At 72.6% G+C, this 17,959-nt stretch carries 15 protein-coding genes; 11 read left to right on the top strand and 4 right to left on the bottom strand.

The genetic code is table 11. The annotated features are described in order from the left end of the window. The first annotated feature begins 45 nt into the window (after positions 1–45). Positions 46–1,008: an ATP-binding cassette domain-containing protein gene (locus IE198_RS25000; protein ID WP_189890329.1), complete on the top strand. Its 963-nt coding sequence runs from the start codon at positions 46–48 to the stop codon at positions 1,006–1,008. Further along, positions 1,005–1,874 (top strand): ABC transporter permease, encoded by an 870-nt coding sequence (locus tag IE198_RS24995; protein WP_229834302.1) that lies wholly within the window; start codon positions 1,005–1,007, stop codon positions 1,872–1,874. Before IE198_RS25000 ends, IE198_RS24995 begins: the two co-directional genes overlap by 4 nt. Here IE198_RS24995 and IE198_RS24990 read toward each other — a convergent pair. Next, complete coding sequence (locus IE198_RS24990) at positions 1,864–2,487, bottom strand: Uma2 family endonuclease (protein WP_189890327.1); 624 nt, start codon at positions 2,485–2,487, stop codon at positions 1,864–1,866. The two genes, IE198_RS24995 and IE198_RS24990, sit on opposite strands and share 11 nt — an antisense overlap. Before the next feature lie 212 nt (positions 2,488–2,699). On the opposite strand from IE198_RS24990, the gene IE198_RS24985 reads away from it, so the two are divergent. Further along, positions 2,700–3,065 (top strand): cupin domain-containing protein, encoded by a 366-nt coding sequence (locus tag IE198_RS24985; RefSeq protein ID WP_189890325.1) that lies wholly within the window; start codon positions 2,700–2,702, stop codon positions 3,063–3,065. Between the two features lie 75 nt (positions 3,066–3,140). Here IE198_RS24985 and serC read toward each other — a convergent pair whose 3' ends face one another. Together serC and IE198_RS24975 are read right to left on the bottom strand one after the other, a co-directional pair. After that, positions 3,141–4,259: a phosphoserine transaminase gene (gene serC / locus IE198_RS24980; protein WP_189890323.1), complete on the bottom strand. Its 1,119-nt coding sequence runs from the start codon at positions 4,257–4,259 to the stop codon at positions 3,141–3,143. 83 nt (positions 4,260–4,342) lie between these two features. Then, positions 4,343–4,936: a GTP-binding protein gene (locus IE198_RS24975; RefSeq protein ID WP_189890321.1), complete on the bottom strand. Its 594-nt coding sequence runs from the start codon at positions 4,934–4,936 to the stop codon at positions 4,343–4,345. 231 nt (positions 4,937–5,167) lie between these two features. On the opposite strand from IE198_RS24975, the gene IE198_RS24970 reads away from it, so the two are divergent. Both IE198_RS24970 and IE198_RS24965 read left to right on the top strand, forming a co-directional pair. Next, positions 5,168–8,050 (top strand): FAD-binding and (Fe-S)-binding domain-containing protein, encoded by a 2,883-nt coding sequence (locus tag IE198_RS24970; RefSeq protein ID WP_189890319.1) that lies wholly within the window; start codon positions 5,168–5,170, stop codon positions 8,048–8,050. Between the two features lie 45 nt (positions 8,051–8,095). Further along, positions 8,096–8,356 carry a hypothetical protein gene (locus IE198_RS24965; protein ID WP_189890317.1) on the top strand — a complete coding sequence of 87 codons (261 nt, stop codon included), beginning with the start codon at positions 8,096–8,098 and terminating at the stop codon, positions 8,354–8,356. A gap of 12 nt (positions 8,357–8,368) precedes the next feature. Here IE198_RS24965 and IE198_RS24960 read toward each other — a convergent pair whose 3' ends face one another. Beyond that, complete coding sequence (locus tag IE198_RS24960) at positions 8,369–9,226, bottom strand: LysR family transcriptional regulator (RefSeq protein ID WP_189890314.1); 858 nt, start codon at positions 9,224–9,226, stop codon at positions 8,369–8,371. Positions 9,227–9,330: 104 nt separating this feature from the next. On the opposite strand from IE198_RS24960, the gene IE198_RS24955 reads away from it, so the two are divergent. From IE198_RS24955 to IE198_RS24930, 6 genes are all read left to right on the top strand, one after another. Next, a complete protein-coding gene (locus IE198_RS24955) occupies positions 9,331–10,338 on the top strand; it encodes an EamA family transporter (protein ID WP_373299962.1) in 1,008 nt (335 codons plus the stop codon). A gap of 156 nt (positions 10,339–10,494) precedes the next feature. Further along, positions 10,495–11,364 carry a TIGR03084 family metal-binding protein gene (locus tag IE198_RS24950; RefSeq protein ID WP_189890312.1) on the top strand — a complete coding sequence of 290 codons (870 nt, stop codon included), beginning with the start codon at positions 10,495–10,497 and terminating at the stop codon, positions 11,362–11,364. A 140-nt stretch (positions 11,365–11,504) separates the two neighbouring features. Next, positions 11,505–13,130, top strand: a complete 1,626-nt coding sequence (locus IE198_RS24945) for an acyclic terpene utilization AtuA family protein (RefSeq protein WP_229834313.1) — start codon at positions 11,505–11,507, stop codon at positions 13,128–13,130. Next, a complete protein-coding gene (locus tag IE198_RS24940; protein ID WP_189890308.1) occupies positions 13,127–14,725 on the top strand; it encodes an acyl-CoA carboxylase subunit beta in 1,599 nt (532 codons plus the stop codon). Before IE198_RS24945 ends, IE198_RS24940 begins: the two co-directional genes overlap by 4 nt. An 11-nt stretch (positions 14,726–14,736) precedes the next feature. Further along, positions 14,737–16,773: an acetyl/propionyl/methylcrotonyl-CoA carboxylase subunit alpha gene (locus tag IE198_RS24935; RefSeq protein ID WP_189890306.1), complete on the top strand. Its 2,037-nt coding sequence runs from the start codon at positions 14,737–14,739 to the stop codon at positions 16,771–16,773. Further along, a complete protein-coding gene (locus tag IE198_RS24930; RefSeq protein WP_189890304.1) occupies positions 16,770–17,930 on the top strand; it encodes an acyl-CoA dehydrogenase family protein in 1,161 nt (386 codons plus the stop codon). Before IE198_RS24935 ends, IE198_RS24930 begins: the two co-directional genes overlap by 4 nt. The last annotated feature ends 29 nt before the right edge of the window (positions 17,931–17,959 follow it).

Genomic DNA, 17,959 nt, shown 5'->3' with positions numbered 1-17,959 from the left:
CATCTGAGTACGGTGTACCCGGTTGATCGGTGTGGAGGGACGGACGTGGACGGATACGCAGTCGTGGCCGAAGGACTCGAGAAGCGGTACGGGGACAAGCACGCCCTCGCCGGCTTCGACCTCGCCGTGCAGCAGGGCAGCGTGCACGGCCTGCTCGGGCCGAACGGCGCCGGGAAGACCACCGCCGTGCGGGTCCTGGCGACCCTGCTGCGGTTCGACGGCGGTCGGGCCCGGGTCGCCGGGGTCGACGTCCGGTGCGAGCCCCGGCAGGTGCGCCGCCGTATCGGGCTCACCGGCCAGTACGCGGCGGTCGACGAGGTGCTCACCGGCCGCCAGAACCTGGAGATGTTCGGCCGCCTCTTCCACCTCGGCGGCCGACGCGCCGTACGCCGCGCCACCGAACTCCTCGAGCAGTTCGACCTGGTCGGGGCGGGCGACAAGGGCGTCGGCACATACAGCGGCGGCATGCGCCGTCGGCTCGACCTCGCCGCGTCGATGATCCTCGCGCCCGACGTGCTCTTCCTGGACGAGCCGACGACCGGGCTCGACCCGCGCTCGCGCGGCGAGGTGTGGGAGGCGGTGCGGCGGCTCGTGGCGGGCGGTACGACCGTGCTGCTCACCACCCAGTACCTGGAGGAGGCCGACCGGCTTGCCTCCCGCATCACCGTCATCGACCAGGGGCGCGCCATCGCCGACGACACCCCCGACGGGCTGAAGGACCGGGTCGGCGGCGACCGCATCGAGGTCGTCGCCCGTGACGCGGCCGACCTTCCGGCCGTCGCCAAGGCCGTGGCCCGGGTCGCCGACACCGACCCTACGACCGACGCCCTCGAACGCCGGGTCCACGCGCCGGTGACCGACCGGGTGGCGGCACTCACCGACGTGGCGCGGACCCTCCAGGAGGAACGGATCGGGGTGGAGGACATCGGACTGCGCAGGCCGAGCCTGGACGACGTGTTCCTGCGCCTGACCGGACACGGCACGCAGACGACGGAGGAAGCCGCATGAGCAGGACCGACACTGTGACCCGGGCGGACGTCACCGACGTGGCGGACCTGACGGACCTGACCCCGGGCGACCGGCACGGCCGCGCCTACTGGGCGGTGGCCGACTGCTGGAACGTGGTCCGGCGCGGACTGACCCACTACCAGCGCCGACCCGTCATGATCGCCTGGCAGCTCGGCTTCCCGATCATCTCCGTTCTGCTTTACGGATACGTCTTCGGCGGAGCGATGAAGTCGCCCGACGGAGGCAGCGTCCGCGACTTCCTGATGCCCGGAATGTTCGCCATGACCATGGCCTTCGGATTCATGAACACGGCGATCGCGGTGGTCACCGACGCGTCCAAGGGAGTCATCGACCGCTTCCGCTCGATGCCGATGGCACCGTCCGCCGTCGTCACCGGCCGCGGGGTCAACGACCTGATCATCGCCTGCTCCGAGCTGGCGATCCTGGCGGCGACCGCCTTCGCGATGGGCTGGCGCACCGACACGGGCATCGTCGCGTCACTGGCCGCGTTCGGACTGCTGCTGCTCCTGCGGTTCTGCCTGATCTGGGTCGGCATCCTGCTCGGCCTGCTGGTCCCCAACGCGGAAGCGGCCGGAGGCCTCTACGTGGTGGCCTTCCCGCTCACCATGATCTCCAGCGTCTTCGTACCCCCGTCGACGATGCCGGACTGGCTCGGCACCATCGCCGCATGGAACCCGATCTCCTCCACGGCCGCCGCCGCCCGTGAGCTGTTCGGCAACCCCGTGGCGAGCGACGGCAGCTGGATCCAGGAGCACTCGCTGCTGATGGCGGTCGTGTGGCCGATCGCCGTCACGGCGGTCTTCGCGCCGCTCGCGGTCCGGCGCTTCCAGCGGCTCAGCCGCTGACGGTTCCGGTCCCGGACCCGCCTGCCTTCAGCAGTTCGGCGACGTCCAGCTTCACCTCGGCGCCGATGGAGTCGGGCAGCACGGCCTGCTGGCCCGGGGCGTAGACCTCGTGACGGTCGTATCCGTCCGTCAGCGGATCCGTCGGGACGTGGACGCGAGTGTGGTGGCGATCGACGATCACGTAGACCGGGATCTGCGCCTTCGCGTAGGCCGTGACCTTGTTCCGCAGGTCGTTGCGGTAGTTGCTGGAGGTCACCTTCAGCACGAGCCGGAAAACGCGAGGGTCGTAGCAATTGAACTCGATCAGGTGCTCGTCGGCGTCGGCGTCCACGACGGCCAGATCGGGGATGGCGTAGTCCTCGCCGTCCGGCAGCCACAGACCGATGCCCTGAAGGACGTTCGTTTCGTCGCCATGAAGGCCGGCGGACAGCAACGGCAGCATCAGATTCGTCAGCACGACGGCGTGGTTGCTGTCCGGGGGTGGGGCCACGGTGATGACGCCGCCGATGATCTCGACGCGGTGGCCCGGCAGTTGCTCCATGAGGCGGTCAGCCTCCTTGAGCAGCTTTCGGGCGTCGCCGTCACAGAGGTGCTCGACTGCTGCGGCAGACATGCGGGCCTCCTGGTGGCCGGTGTCGAGAGCATCATCGTAGGACGCGGAGCCGCCCGGCGTCCGTGAGGCGGATCGTCACCCCGTTGAGTGATCAAGGGCCGGGGCCTGAGCAGCGGCGGATCCGCCCGCGATCGACCGCGTGGCCGGTCGGGTCGAGACTGGAAGAGGCAGTGGATCAACGCAGCGGAACCGGATCGACCGTGGAGGCGATCATGACGGCGACCACACGTGAGGACACGCCCGTCGTACTCGAGGGCGGCGGTGTCGAGCTGAGGATGAAGGAGATCGGCGGCGACATGACGGTCGCCTTCCTCCGCCTCCCCAAGGGCACGGACATGGCGCCCGCGCTCAAGGGGATGCCCGGGGACATGTGCCAGTGCCCGCACTGGGGATTCCTGGTGAGTGGTCGCATCCGGATGCGGACCGCTTCGGGTGAGGAGACCTACGAGGCCGGACAGGCGTACCACTGGGCGCCCGGCCATGCGCCCGAGGCCGTCGAGGACACCGAGGCGATCGAGTTCTCGCCGACAGCGGGGTTCGCCGAGGTGATCGACCACGTCAAGGCGCAGATGGGTTGAGGGCCTGTAGGGGCGCGGGTACGGCGAAGGGCCCGGCGGCTGGAACCGCCGGGCCCTTCGCCGTACGATCCGCTGCTACAGCTTCTCGATCACGTAGTCGATGCATGCCGTCAGCGCCTCGACGTCCGCCGGGTCGATCGCCGGGAACATCGCCACGCGCAGCTGGTTGCGGCCCAGCTTGCGGTACGGCTCGGTGTCGACGATGCCGTTCGCGCGCAGTGCCTTCGCGACCGCGGACGCGTCGATCTCGTCGGCGAAGTCGATCGTGCCGATGACCTGCGAGCGCTTCGCCGGGTCGACGACGAACGGGGTCGCGTACTTGGACGCCTCGGCCCAGCCGTAGAGGGTGCGCGAGGAGGCGGCGGTGCGGCGCACGGACCAGTCGAGGCCGCCCTGGCCGTTGATCCACTTCAGCTGCTCGTTCAGCAGGAAGAGGGTCGCGAGGGCCGGGGTGTTGTACGTCTGGTTCTTCAGCGAGTTGTCGATCGCCGTCGGCAGCGAGAAGAACTCCGGCACGTGCCGGCCCGAGCCGTGGACGCGGGCCGCGCGCTCCAGGGCGGCGGGGGAGAAGACGCCGATCCACAGGCCGCCGTCGGAGGCGAAGGACTTCTGCGGGGCGAAGTAGTAGACGTCCGTCTGCGTGATGTCGACCGGCAGGCCGCCCGCGCCGGAGGTGGCGTCCACCAGGACCAGCGCGCCGTCGTCCGCGCCGGCGACCCGCTGGATCGGGGTGGCGACACCGGTGGAGGTCTCGTTGTGGGTGAGGGCGTAGACGTCGACGCCCGACTCCGCCTGCGGGTCCGGGTGGGTGCCCGGGTCCGAGGAGATGACGGTCGGCTCGGCCAGCCACGGCGCCAGCTTGGCGGCCTTGGCGAACTTGGACGAGAACTCGCCGAACGACAGGTGCTGGGACTTGTTCTCGATCAGGCCGTGCGTCGCCACGTCCCAGAAGGCGGTGGATCCGCCGTTGCCGAGGATCACCTCGTAGCCCTCGGGGAGGGAGAACAGCTCGCGCACGCCGTCGCGGACCTCGCCGACCAGGTTCTTGACCGGGGCCTGGCGGTGGGACGTGCCGAGGAGAGAGGTGCCGGTGGCGGCCAGGGCGTCCAGCGCCTCCGTACGCACCTTGGAGGGGCCCGCGCCGAAACGGCCGTCGGCGGGCTTGATGTCAGCGGGAATCTGGATATCAGCCACGTTCCGGAGCGTATACCGCCCGGCCCGCCGGGCGGTGACACGGTCCGGCCGATGAGACGGCGCCACGGCAGCCGACCGGCAGGTCAGCCGCCGTGGCCGAGGCCGAGCGTGCGCAGATGGTCCACCAGGGCGATCAGCACGAACTTGCTTGACGAGTGGTCCCGGGCGTCGAACTCGACCAGCGGCACGCCGGACGGCAGAGCGAGCGCGTCGCGGATCTCGTCCGGGGAGCGGAAGGGGCCGCCGAAGTCGTTGACGGCGACGATGAACGGCGTGCCGTGCCGGCGGAGCCGGTCGATCGCGTACCAGGCGTCGGCGACGGCGCGGGTGTCGATGAGGACCACCGCGCCGATGGTGCCGGTGAGCAGGCGGTCCCAGAGGAAGCGGAAACGTTCCTGTCCGGGTGTGCCGAAGAGATACAGCACCCGGTGCTCGTCGATCGTGATACGGCCGAAGTCCAGGGCGACCGTGGTCGCCGTCTTGGCCGGGACCCGGACGCAGGCGTCGTCCACCAGTGCCTCGGCGCTCATCGCCTCCTCCGTGTGCAGCGGACGGATCTCGCTGACGGAGCGCACCATCGTGGAGCGGCCGACGCCGAAACCGCCGACCACGGCGATCTTCAGCGCGCCGGGGTCGCTGCCGGACCCCGGGGTCGCCCGGGTGGTGGCGCGGGTCATCGTTTCCTGGCGGTGCCGGTCATCGAGTGGTGCCTTCCGGGGGTGCAGGGGGCGCAACTGGAGCCGCTGCTCTTCGGCGAAGTCGTCGACACTATAGGAGTGCTGACGATCAGTTGGGGATGGTCGTGGCACTTCCCACTCGGCCGCGGGGTCCGGCACCGGCGCACAACGTGTGCAAGTGGCACGTTTCCTGCCGGTGCAGTGACCGGCGCAGCCGTCATCCTTGAACGTATGGCCCCACACACCAGGGATACGAGCGAACTGGCCCGCGCGCTCAAGGCCGCCGTGGGTGGTGACGTGGATTTCTCCGCCGCCGCCCGGGCCCTGACGACCATGGACGCCTCCAACTACCGGCGCGTTCCGGTCGGTGTCGTCGCTCCCCGTGACGCCGACGACGTCGCCGCGGCCCTCGAGGTCTGCCGACGGCACGGTGTCCCGGTCGTGCCGCGCGGCGGCGGCACCTCCATCGCCGGACAGGCCACCGGCACCGGTGTCGTACTGGACTTCACCCGCCATATGAACAAGATCGTGTCCGTCGACCCGGACGCCCGCACCGCGCGGGTGCAGCCCGGTGTCGTACTGGACCGGCTCCAGCAGGCCGTACGGCCGCACGGTCTGGTCTTCGGGCCCGACCCCTCGACCCACAGCCGGTGCACCCTGGGCGGGATGATCGGCAACAACTCCTGCGGGGCGCACTCGGTGGCCTGGGGGACGACGGCCGACAACATCCGTGATCTGTCGGTCGTCACCTACGCGGGCGCACGCCACCACCTCGCGCAGGGCCTCGGACCCGGCAGCGGCCCGCCCGGCCTGGACGACCTCGTCGACCACCACCTCGCCCTGCTGCGCACCGGCTTCCCCGACGGCCTGCCGCGCCGTATCTCCGGTTACGCGCTCGACGCCCTGCTGCCGGAGAAGGGCGCCGACCTCGCCCGCGCCTTCTGCGGCAGCGAAGGCACCCTCGCCGTGCTGACCGAGGCGACCGTGCGGCTGGTGGCGGCGCCGGCCGCCCGGGCGCTCGCCGTCCTCGGCTACCCCGACGAGAGCGCGGCCGCCGAAGCCGCCGCGGGCCTGCTGCTCCACGGGCCACTGACCGTGGAAGGAATGGCGGAGGACCTGGTGCCCGCCGGGCACGGGCTGCCGCGCGGCGGGGCGTGGCTGTTCGTCGAGACCGGCGGCACCACCGCCGCGGAGGCCGGGGACCGGGCGGAGCGCATCGTACGGGCGGCCGACGCCCTGGACGGTACGGTCGTCGACGACCCGGCCGCAGTGCGGGCCCTGTGGCGGGTGCGGGAGGACGCCTCCGGCACCGCGACCCGGATGCTCGACGGCGGCGAGGCGTGGCCCGGCTGGGAGGACTGTGCCGTGCCGCCCGCCCGCCTCGGCCCCTATCTGCGCGACTTCCGCGCCCTGCTCGCGGAGCACGGCCTGCACGGCACCCCGTACGGCCACTTCGGGGACGGCTGCATCCACGTCCGTATCGACTTCGACCTGCTGAGCACGGAGGGCATCCGCCGCTTCCGCGCGTTCTCCGAGCAGGTCGCCTCCCTCGTCGTCGCGCACGGCGGCTCGCTGTCCGGTGAACACGGCGACGGGCAGGCCCGCGCCGAACTGCTGCCGAAGATGTACGGCGACGAACTGGTCGCCCTCTTCGGGCGCTTCAAGGACCTGTGGGACCCGGCGGGCGGTATGAACCCGGGCATGCTGGTGCGGCCGGACCCGCTGGACGCCAATCTCCGCTTCGCCGTACTCCCCGGCAGGCCCGTCGATGTCGCCTTCGGCTATCCGCACGACGGCGGCGACTTCGCCGGCGCGGTCCGCCGCTGCGTGGGCGTCGCCAAGTGCCGTACGGAGCAGGCCGCCGCGGGCGGCGGCGTGATGTGCCCCTCGTACCGGGCGACCGGCGAGGAACAGCACTCCACCCGAGGCCGGGCACGGCTGCTGCACGAGATGCTCGCCGGTGAGGTCGTCACCGGCGGCTGGCGCTCGACCGAGGTCCGCGACGCACTCGACCTGTGCCTGGCCTGCAAGGGCTGCCGCAGCGACTGCCCGGTCGGCGTCGACATGGCCACGTACAAGGCCGAGTTCCTGCACCACCACTACGCGGGCCGGCCACGGCCCGCCGCCCACTACGCCATGGGCCGCCTCCCGCAGTGGTTGCGCGCCGCCGCGCCCTGGGCGCCCGCGGTCAACGCCCTCGCCCGCGTGCGGCCGCTGGCCGCGCTCGCCAAACGGCTCGGTGGCATCGCGCCGCAGCGGGACCTGCCGCGCCTGGCCCCGGAGACGTTCCGCCGCTGGCTGCGCGGGCACATGGGCGGGCGGGCGCAGGTCCTGGACGCGGGCCGCAGCGCCGTGCTGTGGCCCGACACGTTCACCGACCACCTCTCGCCGTCCGTCGGGCGGGCGGCCGTCCGGGTCATGGAGGCGGCCGGCATCGGGATCGTGCTGCCGCCGGGCCGGGTCTGCTGCGGGCTCACCTACGTGTCGACGGGCCAGCTCGACGGGGCGCGGCGGGTCATGCGGCGCACCCTCGACACCGTCGAGCCGCTGCTCGAACTCGGTGTGCCCGTGACCGTTCTGGAGCCGAGCTGCGCCGCCACCCTGAGGACCGACCTGCCCGAACTGCTGGGTGAGGACCCCAGGTCGCACCGGCTCGCGGCGTTGGTGCGGACCTTCGCGCAGACGATGGAGGAGTGCGCGCCCGACTGGGAGCCGCCGCGGATCGACCGCCCGGTGGTGGGCCAGACCCACTGCCACCAGCACGCGGTGCTCGGCGAGGCGGCCGAGCGCCGGCTGCGGCAGCGCGCCGGACTCTCAGGCGATCTGAGCGGGGGATGCTGCGGCCTCGCGGGGAACTTCGGTTTCGAGCGCGGCCACCACGAGGTCTCGGTGGCCTGCGCCGAGGACCAGTTGCTGCCCGCCGTACGGTCCGCCACCGAGGGCGCCGAGCTGCTGGCGGACGGTTTCTCCTGCCGCACCCAGCTCGACCAGCTCGCCGGCCTCCGGGCCCGGCATCTGGCGGAGGTGCTGGCGGAACACCTGCCGCCGCCTCCGGGTGGGCCGGGGCGCGGGGTGACGTACGGCATCCGGCAGGATGGGCGGCCGACCATGTGAGAAGGGGCGGACGGCATGCGGGGGAGCGTCGGGCGGAGGGGCATCGTGAGTCTGCTCGCGCAGGCGGGCGCGGCCCTGCTCGTCACCGCCCTCGTGGGGCAGCTGCTGGTGTCCGCGATCGCGGTGGACCCGGTGGACTCGGCGGACAAGGGCCTGGGTTCGTTCGTGGTCTCGCTGCTACGGGGCACCTCCACGGGTGCGCTCGGCGCTGCGGCGTGTGTCGCGGCGGTGCTGTTGCTGATCGTGGCGGTGCGGGGAGCCCGGCTCGTCTGGCGGCTCCTGGGACGCCGCTGTCAGGCACCCTGAGGCACTCCCGGGTCACCCGGTCCGGGCCACCGCCCGGGCCAGCGCGACCAGTCGGCGGACGGCCGGATGCGGGGACGTGCTGCGCCAGGCCAGGAAGACGGGGGCGTGCGGGGCGTCGGACAGCGGCCGGTAGGTGACGCCGCGGTGGGCGTGCATCTGGGCGGTGGAGGCGACGGACGCCCCTACGCCGCGGCCCGCGGCGATCGCGGTGAGCCAGTCGTCCGTGTTGGCCACCGTCACCGTGGCCGTGGGGCGGCTCTCCGGCGGCCACAGGTCCAGGGCGGTCAGTCCGGAGACGGTGTTGAGGACCAGAGGGCAGGCGGCGAGGTCCGCCAGGGTCAGTGAGGCGCGGGCCGCGAGCGGGTCGTCCGACGGCACGGCCGCGATCCGGGGCTCCGTGAACAGCAGCTCGGTGGCCAGCCCGGGGGTGTCCACCGGGCCGCGCAGCACGGCGGCGTCGACCTCGCCGCGGGCGAGCCCCGCCGTACGGTCGTCGATCCTCAGCAGCTCGAGGGGCGTGTCGGGGTGCTCGCTCCGCCAGCGGCGCAGCAGCGGGGTGGTGTACGGGCCGAGGGCCGACCAGGCGTGGCCGAGCCGCAGTGGCCGGTGCGGCAGCCGTCCGGCGTCGAGCGCCTCGTCGAAGGCGGAGACGGCGACTGCGGCCTTGTCGCGGAAGGCCCGGCCCTCCACGGTGAGTTCGAGGTGGTGGGTGGAGCGGTCGACCAGACGGACGGCGAGGTGCTGTTCGAGGGCGGCGAGCGCACGGGAGACGCTGGGCTGGGTGAGGCCGAGCCGGGCCGCGGCCCTGGTCACGCTCGACTCCTCGGCGACGGCGAGGAAGCAGCGGAGATGGCGCAGCTCGATGCTCATGCGTCCGGAGCATAACCGCAGCGAGAATCGCATTTCACGCGCGACGCCCGGGTCCGTAGCGTGGGAGGGACTCACGGCGTGACGGTCGGTTCAGGGAGGCTGAGGTGAAGGACGCGCGGTCCGCGGGCACCGGCGCGCAGGCAAGGACCGGCACGCAGGCGGGTACCGCGGCGGTCGTGCTGCCGGAGGCCGCGGGCGCGGCGGCCGGAGCACCCGCAGGCGGGACCGCACCGTCCTCCGGGATCCGGCGCTCCCTCGAGCCTGTTGCGCTGGTCGTCGCGGGCGGTCTGTCCGTGCAGTTCGGGGCGGCCGTCGCCGTGCTGCTGATGCCGAGGGCCGGAGCGCTCGGCGTCGTCACCCTGCGACTGGTGCTCGCGGCCGCCGTGCTCTTCGTGATCTGCCGGCCGCGGCTGCGGGGGCACTCGCGGGCCGACTGGGCGACCGTGATCACCTTCGGCGCCGCGATGGGCGGCATGAACATGCTCTTCTATCAGGCCGTGGACCGTATCCCGCTCGGCGCGGCCGTCACGCTCGAGGTGCTCGGCCCGCTCGCCCTGTCCGTGATCGCCTCCCGGAGGCTGGTGAACCTGCTGTGGGCGGGGCTCGCACTCGGCGGCGTCGTGCTGCTCAGCGGCGGCGGCTTCGATCGGCTCGACCCGGTCGGGGCCGCCTTCGCCCTGGCCGCGGGCGGCATGTGGGCGGCGTACATCATCTTCAGCGCCCGCACCGGACGGCGTTTCCCGCAGGCGGACGGGCTGGCGCTGGCGATGGGCGTCGGCGCGTTGCTGAGCCTGCCGTTCGGCCTGGTGGAGGCGGGGTCGCGGCTGTTCGTGCCCTCGACGCTGGGACTGGGGCTCGCGGTGGCGCTGATGTCGTCGGTCCTGCCGTACACCCTGGAGCTGCTGGCGCTGCGCAGGCTGCCCGCGGCGACGTTCGCCGTGCTGATGAGCCTGGAGCCGGCGATCGCCGCGACAGCCGGTTTCCTCCTGCTCAACCAGGCACTCTCGCCGGCGGAGGGTCTGGCGATCGTGCTGGTCGTCGCGGCGAGCATGGGTGCGGTACGTACGCAGGCGGCGGGCAAGCAGGTGCCGAGGCCTGCGCAGTCCGCGTGAGGGGCGGAGCAGCCCGCCGGTGCCCGGGCGGGCTGCTCCGTTCCGCGTGCGACGTCGGCTGCTGCGGGAAAAAATCAAAGCAAGCATGCTTGCTTGTTTCTGTGGGTGCTGCCATGCTCCGAGCCACAGACCGTCGTGCCCACAGGGGAGCGTTCCGTGTCCGACCTGGCCGTCGTACTCGACGACTTGCGCAGCGAAAGCGATGAACTCGACCGGATGGTGGGTGAGCTGGGCCCCCGCGAATGGGCGGCCGCGACACCCGCCGCGGGCTGGAGCATCGCCCATCAGATCGCCCACCTCGCCTGGACGGACTCGGCCGCGCTGACCGCCGTCACGGACGCCGACGCCTTCGCGGCAGAGGCGGAAAAGGCGCTCGCCGCCCCGTACTCGTTCGTCGACGACGGCGCGCAGGCCGGTGCCGCGCTGCCGCCCGCCGAGCTGCTGGCCCGCTGGCGCGAGGGCCGCGAACAGCTCCAGCGAGCCCTGCGCTCCGCGCCCGCCGGCGTGCGTTTCCCCTGGTACGGGCCGCCGATGAGTGGCGCGTCGATGGCGACCGCCCGGCTGATGGAGACCTGGGCGCACGGCCAGGACGTCGCCGACGCGCTCGGCGTCGTGAAGCCGCTGACCACGCGCCTCGTGCACGTGGCCTGGCTCGGTGTCCGTACGCGGGACTTCGCGTTCGGCGTGCACGGGCTGACGCCGCCGGCCGAGCCCTTCCGAGTGGAACTGGCGGGGCCGAACGGTGAGTTGTGGACCTATGGTCCCGAGGGCGCGGCGCAGCGCGTGACCGGCCCGGCGCTCGACTTCTGCTTGCTGGTGACCCAGCGTGCCCACCGCGACGACCTGGCCCTGCTGGCCGAGGGCCCGGACGCCGACCGCTGGCTGGACATCGCCCAGGCCTTCGCCGGCCCGCCCGGCAAGGGGCGTACGCCGGGTGTGGATGCGGGCACCGGTCCGTCCGGCACCGGGCGGGGCTCCGATGCGGGCCCGGCCGCACCCGGGAGGCCCGAAGGCGGCAGGGCGTGACCGGCCACCCGGCCGACCCGGCAGGTTCGAGTCCGGCCCCCCGTCCCGCGCCGGACGCCCACGGTCGGGACTGCCCCGCGAACCCGGGGGTGCTCCGCATCGGGAACGCCTCCGGGTTCTACGGGGACCGGTTCGCGGCGATGCGCGAGATGCTGACCGGAGGGCCGCTGGACGTCGTCACCGGGGACTATCTCGCCGAACTCACCATGCTCATCCTCGGCCGTGACCGCCTGAAGGACCCCCGCCTCGGCTACGCCAGGACGTTCCTGCGCCAGCTGGAGGACACCCTCGGACTCGCCCACGACCGCGGCGTCCGCATCGTCGCCAACGCCGGCGGTCTCAACCCCGCCGGACTCGCCGCCGCCGTAAGGGAACTGGCCGACCGCGTCGGCGTCCCCGTCAAGGTCGCGCACGTCGAGGGCGACGACCTCACCCACCGCTTCCCCGGAGCGCTGACCGCCAACGCCTATCTCGGCGGCGCCGGGATCACCACCTGCCTGGGTGCCGGCGCGGATGTCGTCGTCACCGGACGCGTCACCGACGCGGCCCTCGTCACCGGGACGGCGGCCTGGCGGTTCGGCTGGGGCCCCGAGGCGTACGACGAGCTCGCGGGGGCCGTCGTCGCCGGTCACGTCCTCGAATGCGGCACCCAGGCCACCGGCGGGAACTACGCGTTCTTCGCCGAGGCGGGCCGCGATGTGCGCCGCCCCGGCTTCCCGGTCGCAGAGATCCACCCCGACGGCACTTCGGTCGTCACCAAGCACGACGGCACCGGCGGCCTCGTCGACATCGGTACCGTCACCGCCCAGCTGCTGTACGAGACGGGCGGGGTCCGGTACGCCGGACCGGACGTGACCGCCCGGCTCGACACCGTACGCCTCGAACAGGACGGCCCCGATCGCGTACGGATCTCCGGGGTGCGCGGCGAGGCGCCGCCGCCCACGCTCAAGGTCGGCCTGAACCGGCTCGGCGGCTGGCGCAACGAGGTCGTGTTCGTGCTCACCGGCCTCGACATCGAGGCCAAGGCCCGGCTCGTGCGCGAGCAGCTCGAGGACGCGCTCGGCAAGGAGCCTCCCGCCGAGATGCGCTGGGAACTCGCGCGCACGGAACACCAGGACGCCGACACCGAGGAGCGGGCCGCCGCACTCCTGCGGCTCGTCGTCCGCGACCAGGACGCCGAGAAGGTCGGACGAGTCGTCAGCAGCGCAGCGATCGAACTGGCGCTCGGGAGCTACCCCGGCTTCCACGTCACCGCCCCGCCCGGCAAGGGAGCACCGTACGGCGTGTTCGAGGCCGTGTACGTCGACGCCGGTGACGTCCCGCACACGGCCGTGCTGCCCGACGGCGAGCGGGTCGCCGTCCCGCCCCCGCGGCACACCCGGGCCGTCCAGGACACCGAGCCGGGCCCGCTGCCCGAGCCGCCCGAGCCCGGGCCGACCCGCCGCGCGCCGCTCGGTCTCGTCGCGGGCGCCCGCAGCGGCGACAAGGGCGGCGACGCGAACATCGGCGTCTGGGCCCGCACCGACGAGGCCTGGCGCTGGCTCGCGCACGAACTGACCGCGGACCGGCTGGGCGAACTGCTCCCGGAGACCGCGGAGCTGACCGTCGTACGGCACGTGCTGCCGAATCTGCGCGCCCTGAACTTCACCGTCGCCGGGATCCTCGGCGAAGGGGTCGCCGCGCAGGCCCGTTTCGACCCGCAGGGCAAGGCGCTGGGCGAGTGGCTGCGCGCCCGGCACGTCGACATCCCGGAGGCTTTGTTGTGACCGTTCTCGGCTCGGCCGTCGATGTGACGAGCCCCGAATACGCCGCCCACCGTGCCGCGATGCTCGACAAGCTGGCCGAGCTGGACGGCGAGCACGCCAAGGCGCTCGCGGGCGGCGGCGAGAAGTACGTGGCCCGGCACCGGGCGCGCGGCAAACTGCTCGCCCGCGAACGCATCGAGCTGCTGCTCGATGCGGACACGCCGTTCCTGGAGCTCTCCCCGCTCGCCGCGTGGGGCAGCGACTACCCCGTCGGCGCGTCCATCGTGACCGGCATCGGCGTCGTGGAGGGCGTCGAGTGCCTGATCACCGCGAACGACCCGACCGTGCGCGGCGGCGCGTCCAACCCGTGGACCCTGAAGAAGGCGCTGCGCGCGAACGAGATCGCGTACGCCAACCGGCTGCCGGTGATCTCCCTCGTCGAGTCCGGCGGCGCGGACCTGCCCTCCCAGAAGGAGATCTTCATCCCGGGCGGGGCGCTCTTCCGTGACCTGACCCGGTTGTCCGCGGCCGGTGTCCCCACGATCGCGGTCGTCTTCGGCAACTCGACGGCGGGCGGTGCGTATGTGCCCGGCATGTCCGACCACACCATCATGATCAAGGACAGGTCGAAGGTCTTCCTCGGCGGTCCACCGCTGGTGAAGATGGCGACGGGTGAGGAGAGCGACGACGAGTCGCTCGGCGGAGCGGAGATGCACGCCCGCACCTCCGGGCTCGCCGACCACTTCGCGCTCGACGAGCCCGACGCGCTGCGGCAGGCCCGACGTGTCGTCGCCCGGCTCAACCGGCGCAAGGCGCACGCCCGTCCCGCACCGGCCGAGTCCCCGAAGTATGCGGCGGACGAACTGCTCGGCATCTTGCCCAGGGACCTGAAGACGCCGTTCGATCCGCGCGAGGTGATCGCGCGGATCGTGGACGGCTCGGACTTCGACGAGTTCAAGCCGCTGTACGGCGCCAGCCTGGTGACCGGCTGGGCGTCCCTGCACGGCTACCCGGTCGGCATCCTCGCCAACGCCCAGGGCGTGCTGTTCTCCGCCGAGTCGCAGAAGGCGGCCCAGTTCATCCAGCTTGCCAACCAGCGCGACGTACCGCTGCTGTTCCTGCACAACACCACCGGCTACATGGTCGGCAAGGAGTACGAGCAGGGCGGCATCATCAAACACGGCGCCATGATGATCAACGCGGTGTCCAACAGCCGGGTGCCGCACATTTCGGTGCTCATGGGCGCGTCGTACGGCGCCGGGCACTACGGCATGTGCGGCCGGGCGTACGACCCGCGCTTCCTGTTCGCGTGGCCCGGCGCCAAGTCCGCGGTCATGGGCCCACAGCAGCTCGCCGGCGTCCTGTCGATCGTCGCGCGGGCATCGGCGGCGGCCAAGGGGCAGCCGTACGACGACGAGGCGGATGCCGGTCTGCGCGCGATGGTCGAGGCGCAGATCGAGTCCGAGTCCCTGCCGATGTTCCTGTCCGGGCGGCTGTACGACGACGGGATCATCGACCCCCGTGACACCCGGACCGTCCTCGGTCTGTGTCTGTCCGCGATCCACACGGCACCGGTCGAGGGCGCGCGCGGCGGCTTCGGCGTCTTCCGAATGTGAGGGGCCCTGCTGTGATTTCCACTGTCCTTGTCGCGAACCGCGGCGAGATCGCGTGCCGGGTCTTCCGCACGTGCCGTGAACTGGGCATCGCGACGGTTGCCGTGCATTCCGACGCGGACACCGTTGCCCTGCACGTACGGGAGGCGGACGCGGCCGTACGGTTGCCGGGGTCGGCGCCCGCGGAGACATATCTGCGTGGCGAGCTGATCGTGAAAGCGGCCCTGGCGGCCGGCGCGGACGCGGTGCACCCCGGGTACGGATTCCTCTCCGAGAACGCGGACTTCGCACGGGCCGTGCAGGACGCCGGGCTGACCTGGATCGGGCCGCCGCCCGAGGCCATCGAGGCGATGGCCTCCAAGACCCGGGCCAAGAAACTCATGGGTCTCGCGCCCCTGGACCCCGCGTCGGTCGGCGCGGCCGACCTGCCCGTGCTGGTGAAGGCGGCGGCGGGCGGCGGCGGGCGCGGAATGCGCGTCGTCCGGTCCCTGGCGGACCTTCCGGGCGACCTGGAGGCCGCTCGATCGGAAGCCGCGTCGGCGTTCGGCGACGGGGAGGTCTTCGTCGAGCCGTACGTGGAGAACGGCCGCCACGTCGAGGTCCAGATCATGGCCGACGCGCACGGCACGGTGTGGGCGCTCGGCACCCGGGACTGTTCACTGCAGCGCCGCCACCAGAAGGTGATCGAGGAGTCGCCCGCGCCGGGCCTCGCCCCGGAGCTCGTCGACACGCTGCACTCGCTGGCGACGGGCGCCGCGCGCGCCGTCGACTACCGGGGCGCGGGCACCGTCGAGTTCCTCGTCGACCCCGAAGGCCGGGCCCACTTCCTGGAGATGAACACCCGCCTCCAGGTGGAGCACCCGGTGACGGAAGCCGTGTTCGGCGTGGACCTGGTCGCCCTCCAACTGGCCGTCGCCGAGGGCGCGCGCCTGCCGGCCGACCCGCCGGCGGCGGGTCACGCGATCGAGGCCCGCCTGTACGCGGAGGACCCGGCGTCGAACTGGGCGCCGCAGACCGGGCCGCTGCATGCGCTGAGCTTTCCCACCCACCCGCCCTCGCACGCGGGCAGTGGCACCCTCCGCACCGCCTCCGGTTGGGCACTCCACACGGGCACCGCCCTGCCGGGCGGGGCGGTGCCCGTGGCCGGAACGGGCAGCGGCCCCCACGCCGCCGACGTCGGGGGGCGCGGCCCCTCGGTTCGGGTGGACACCGGTTACCAGGGCGGCGACGTCATCGGGGTGCACTACGACCCCATGATCGCCAAGGTCGTCGCCTGGGCGCCGACCCGGGCCGAAGCCGTGCGGAGGCTGGCACACAGCCTGCGCCGGGCGCGGATCCACGGCCCGCGGACCAACCGGGAACTGCTCGTCGCATCGCTGGAGCACCCCGACTTCACCGGCGGGCGGCTCGACACCGGGTTCTACGAACGGAACCTCGACGCACTGACGCGGCCGGCCCCCGGCGAGGCGCACGCCGCCGTCGCCGCCGCGATCGCGGACGCCGCCGGGCGCGCGGGCCGGTTCGGCGGTGCCTGGCGCAACCTCGCGTCGCAGGCGCAGGTCAAGATCTACGGTGACCACGAGGTCCGCTACCGGCCCACCCGCGACGGCGGGTTCGAGCTCGTGGACCGGCCCGGTGTGCGAGTGGTGTCCGCGCGGCCGGACCGGGTCGCGCTCGAGGTCGACGGCGTCGTGAGGAACTACGACGTCGCCGTCCACGGGGACACCGCGTACGTCGACTCGTCCGCCGGCGCACACGCCCTCACCGCCCGGCCCCGCTTCACCGACCCGCAGGACCGGGCCGTGCCCGGGTCGCTGCTCGCGCCCATGCCCGGGACCGTCGTCCGCGTCGGCGAAGAAGTCGTCGAGGGCGCCCGGGTCGAACAGGGGCAACCGCTCATCTGGCTGGAGGCCATGAAGATGGAGCACCGCATCCTCTCGCCGGCCTCCGGCACGCTCACCGCGCTCCACGCCGCCCCCGGCCGCCAGGTCGAGGTCGGTGCACTGCTCGCCGTCGTCAACGAGGAAGCACAGGAGGACACCGCGTCATGAACGCCATGGAGAGCCAGGAGCACAAGGACCTGCGGGAGGCCGTCGCCGCGCTGGCACGTCGGCACGGCAAGGACTTCGACCGCGCCGCCCTGTGGGCGGAGGCGGGCAAGCTGGGCTACCTCGGGGTGAACCTTCCCGAGGAGTACGGTGGCGGAGGCGGCGGCATCAGCGAACTGGCCATCGTCCTCGAGGAGTCCGGCGCCGGCGGCTGCCCGCTGCTGATGATGATCGTCTCGCCCGCCATCTGCGCCACCGTCATCGCCCGCTTCGGCACCGACGAGCAGAAGCGGCAGTGGCTGCCCGGCCTCGCCGACGGCAGCCTCACCATGGCCTTCGGCATCACCGAGCCCGACGCCGGCTCGAACTCCCACCGCATCACCACCACCGCCCGCCGCGACGGCGACGGATGGACACTGTCCGGCCGCAAGGTCTTCGTCTCCGGCGTCGACATCGCCGACGCGACGCTGATCGTCGGCCGCACCGAGGACGCCCGCACCGGGAAACTGAAGCCGTGCCTGTTCGTCGTCCCCCGCGATGCGGAGGGCTTCCGGTGGTCCGCGATCGACATGGAACTGCAGGCGCAGGAGAAGCAGTTCGAGCTCGTCCTCGACGACGTACGACTGCCCGCGGACGCGCTCGTCGGCGGGGGCACCTCCCACGCCGACGGCTGTGGGGGAGAGGACGCCGGTCTGCTCCAGCTGTTCGCCGGGCTCAACCCCGAACGCATCATGACCGCCGCGTTCGCCATCGGCATGGGCCGCTATGCGCTCACACGGGCCGTCGAGTACGCGAAGACCCGCCAGGTCTGGAAGACCCCCATCGGCGCCCACCAGGCCGTAGCCCACCCCCTCGCACAGGCGCACATCGAGCTCGAACTGGCCCGCCTGATGATGCAGAAGGCGGCGGCACTCTACGACGCGGGCGACGACACAGGCGCGGGCGAGGCCGCGAACATGGCCAAGTACGCGGCCGGTGAGGCGTGCGTCAGGGCCGTCGACCAGGCCGTGCACACCCTCGGCGGGAACGGACTCACCCGGGAGTACGGCCTCGCCAAGCTCGTCACGGCCGCCCGCGTGGCCAGGATCGCCCCGGTCAGCAGGGAAATGATCCTGAACTACGTGTCCCATCAGTCCCTGGGTCTCCCCAAGTCGTACTGACAGGCGACATTCTGGCCGTTCAACCAACG

Source organism: Streptomyces xantholiticus (assembly GCF_014651015.1).
In the GTDB taxonomy this organism is placed as follows: domain Bacteria; phylum Actinomycetota; class Actinomycetes; order Streptomycetales; family Streptomycetaceae; genus Streptomyces; species Streptomyces xantholiticus.
Note: the sequence above shows the minus strand (reverse complement) of the source record. Positions and strands in the feature narration are given on the sequence as shown.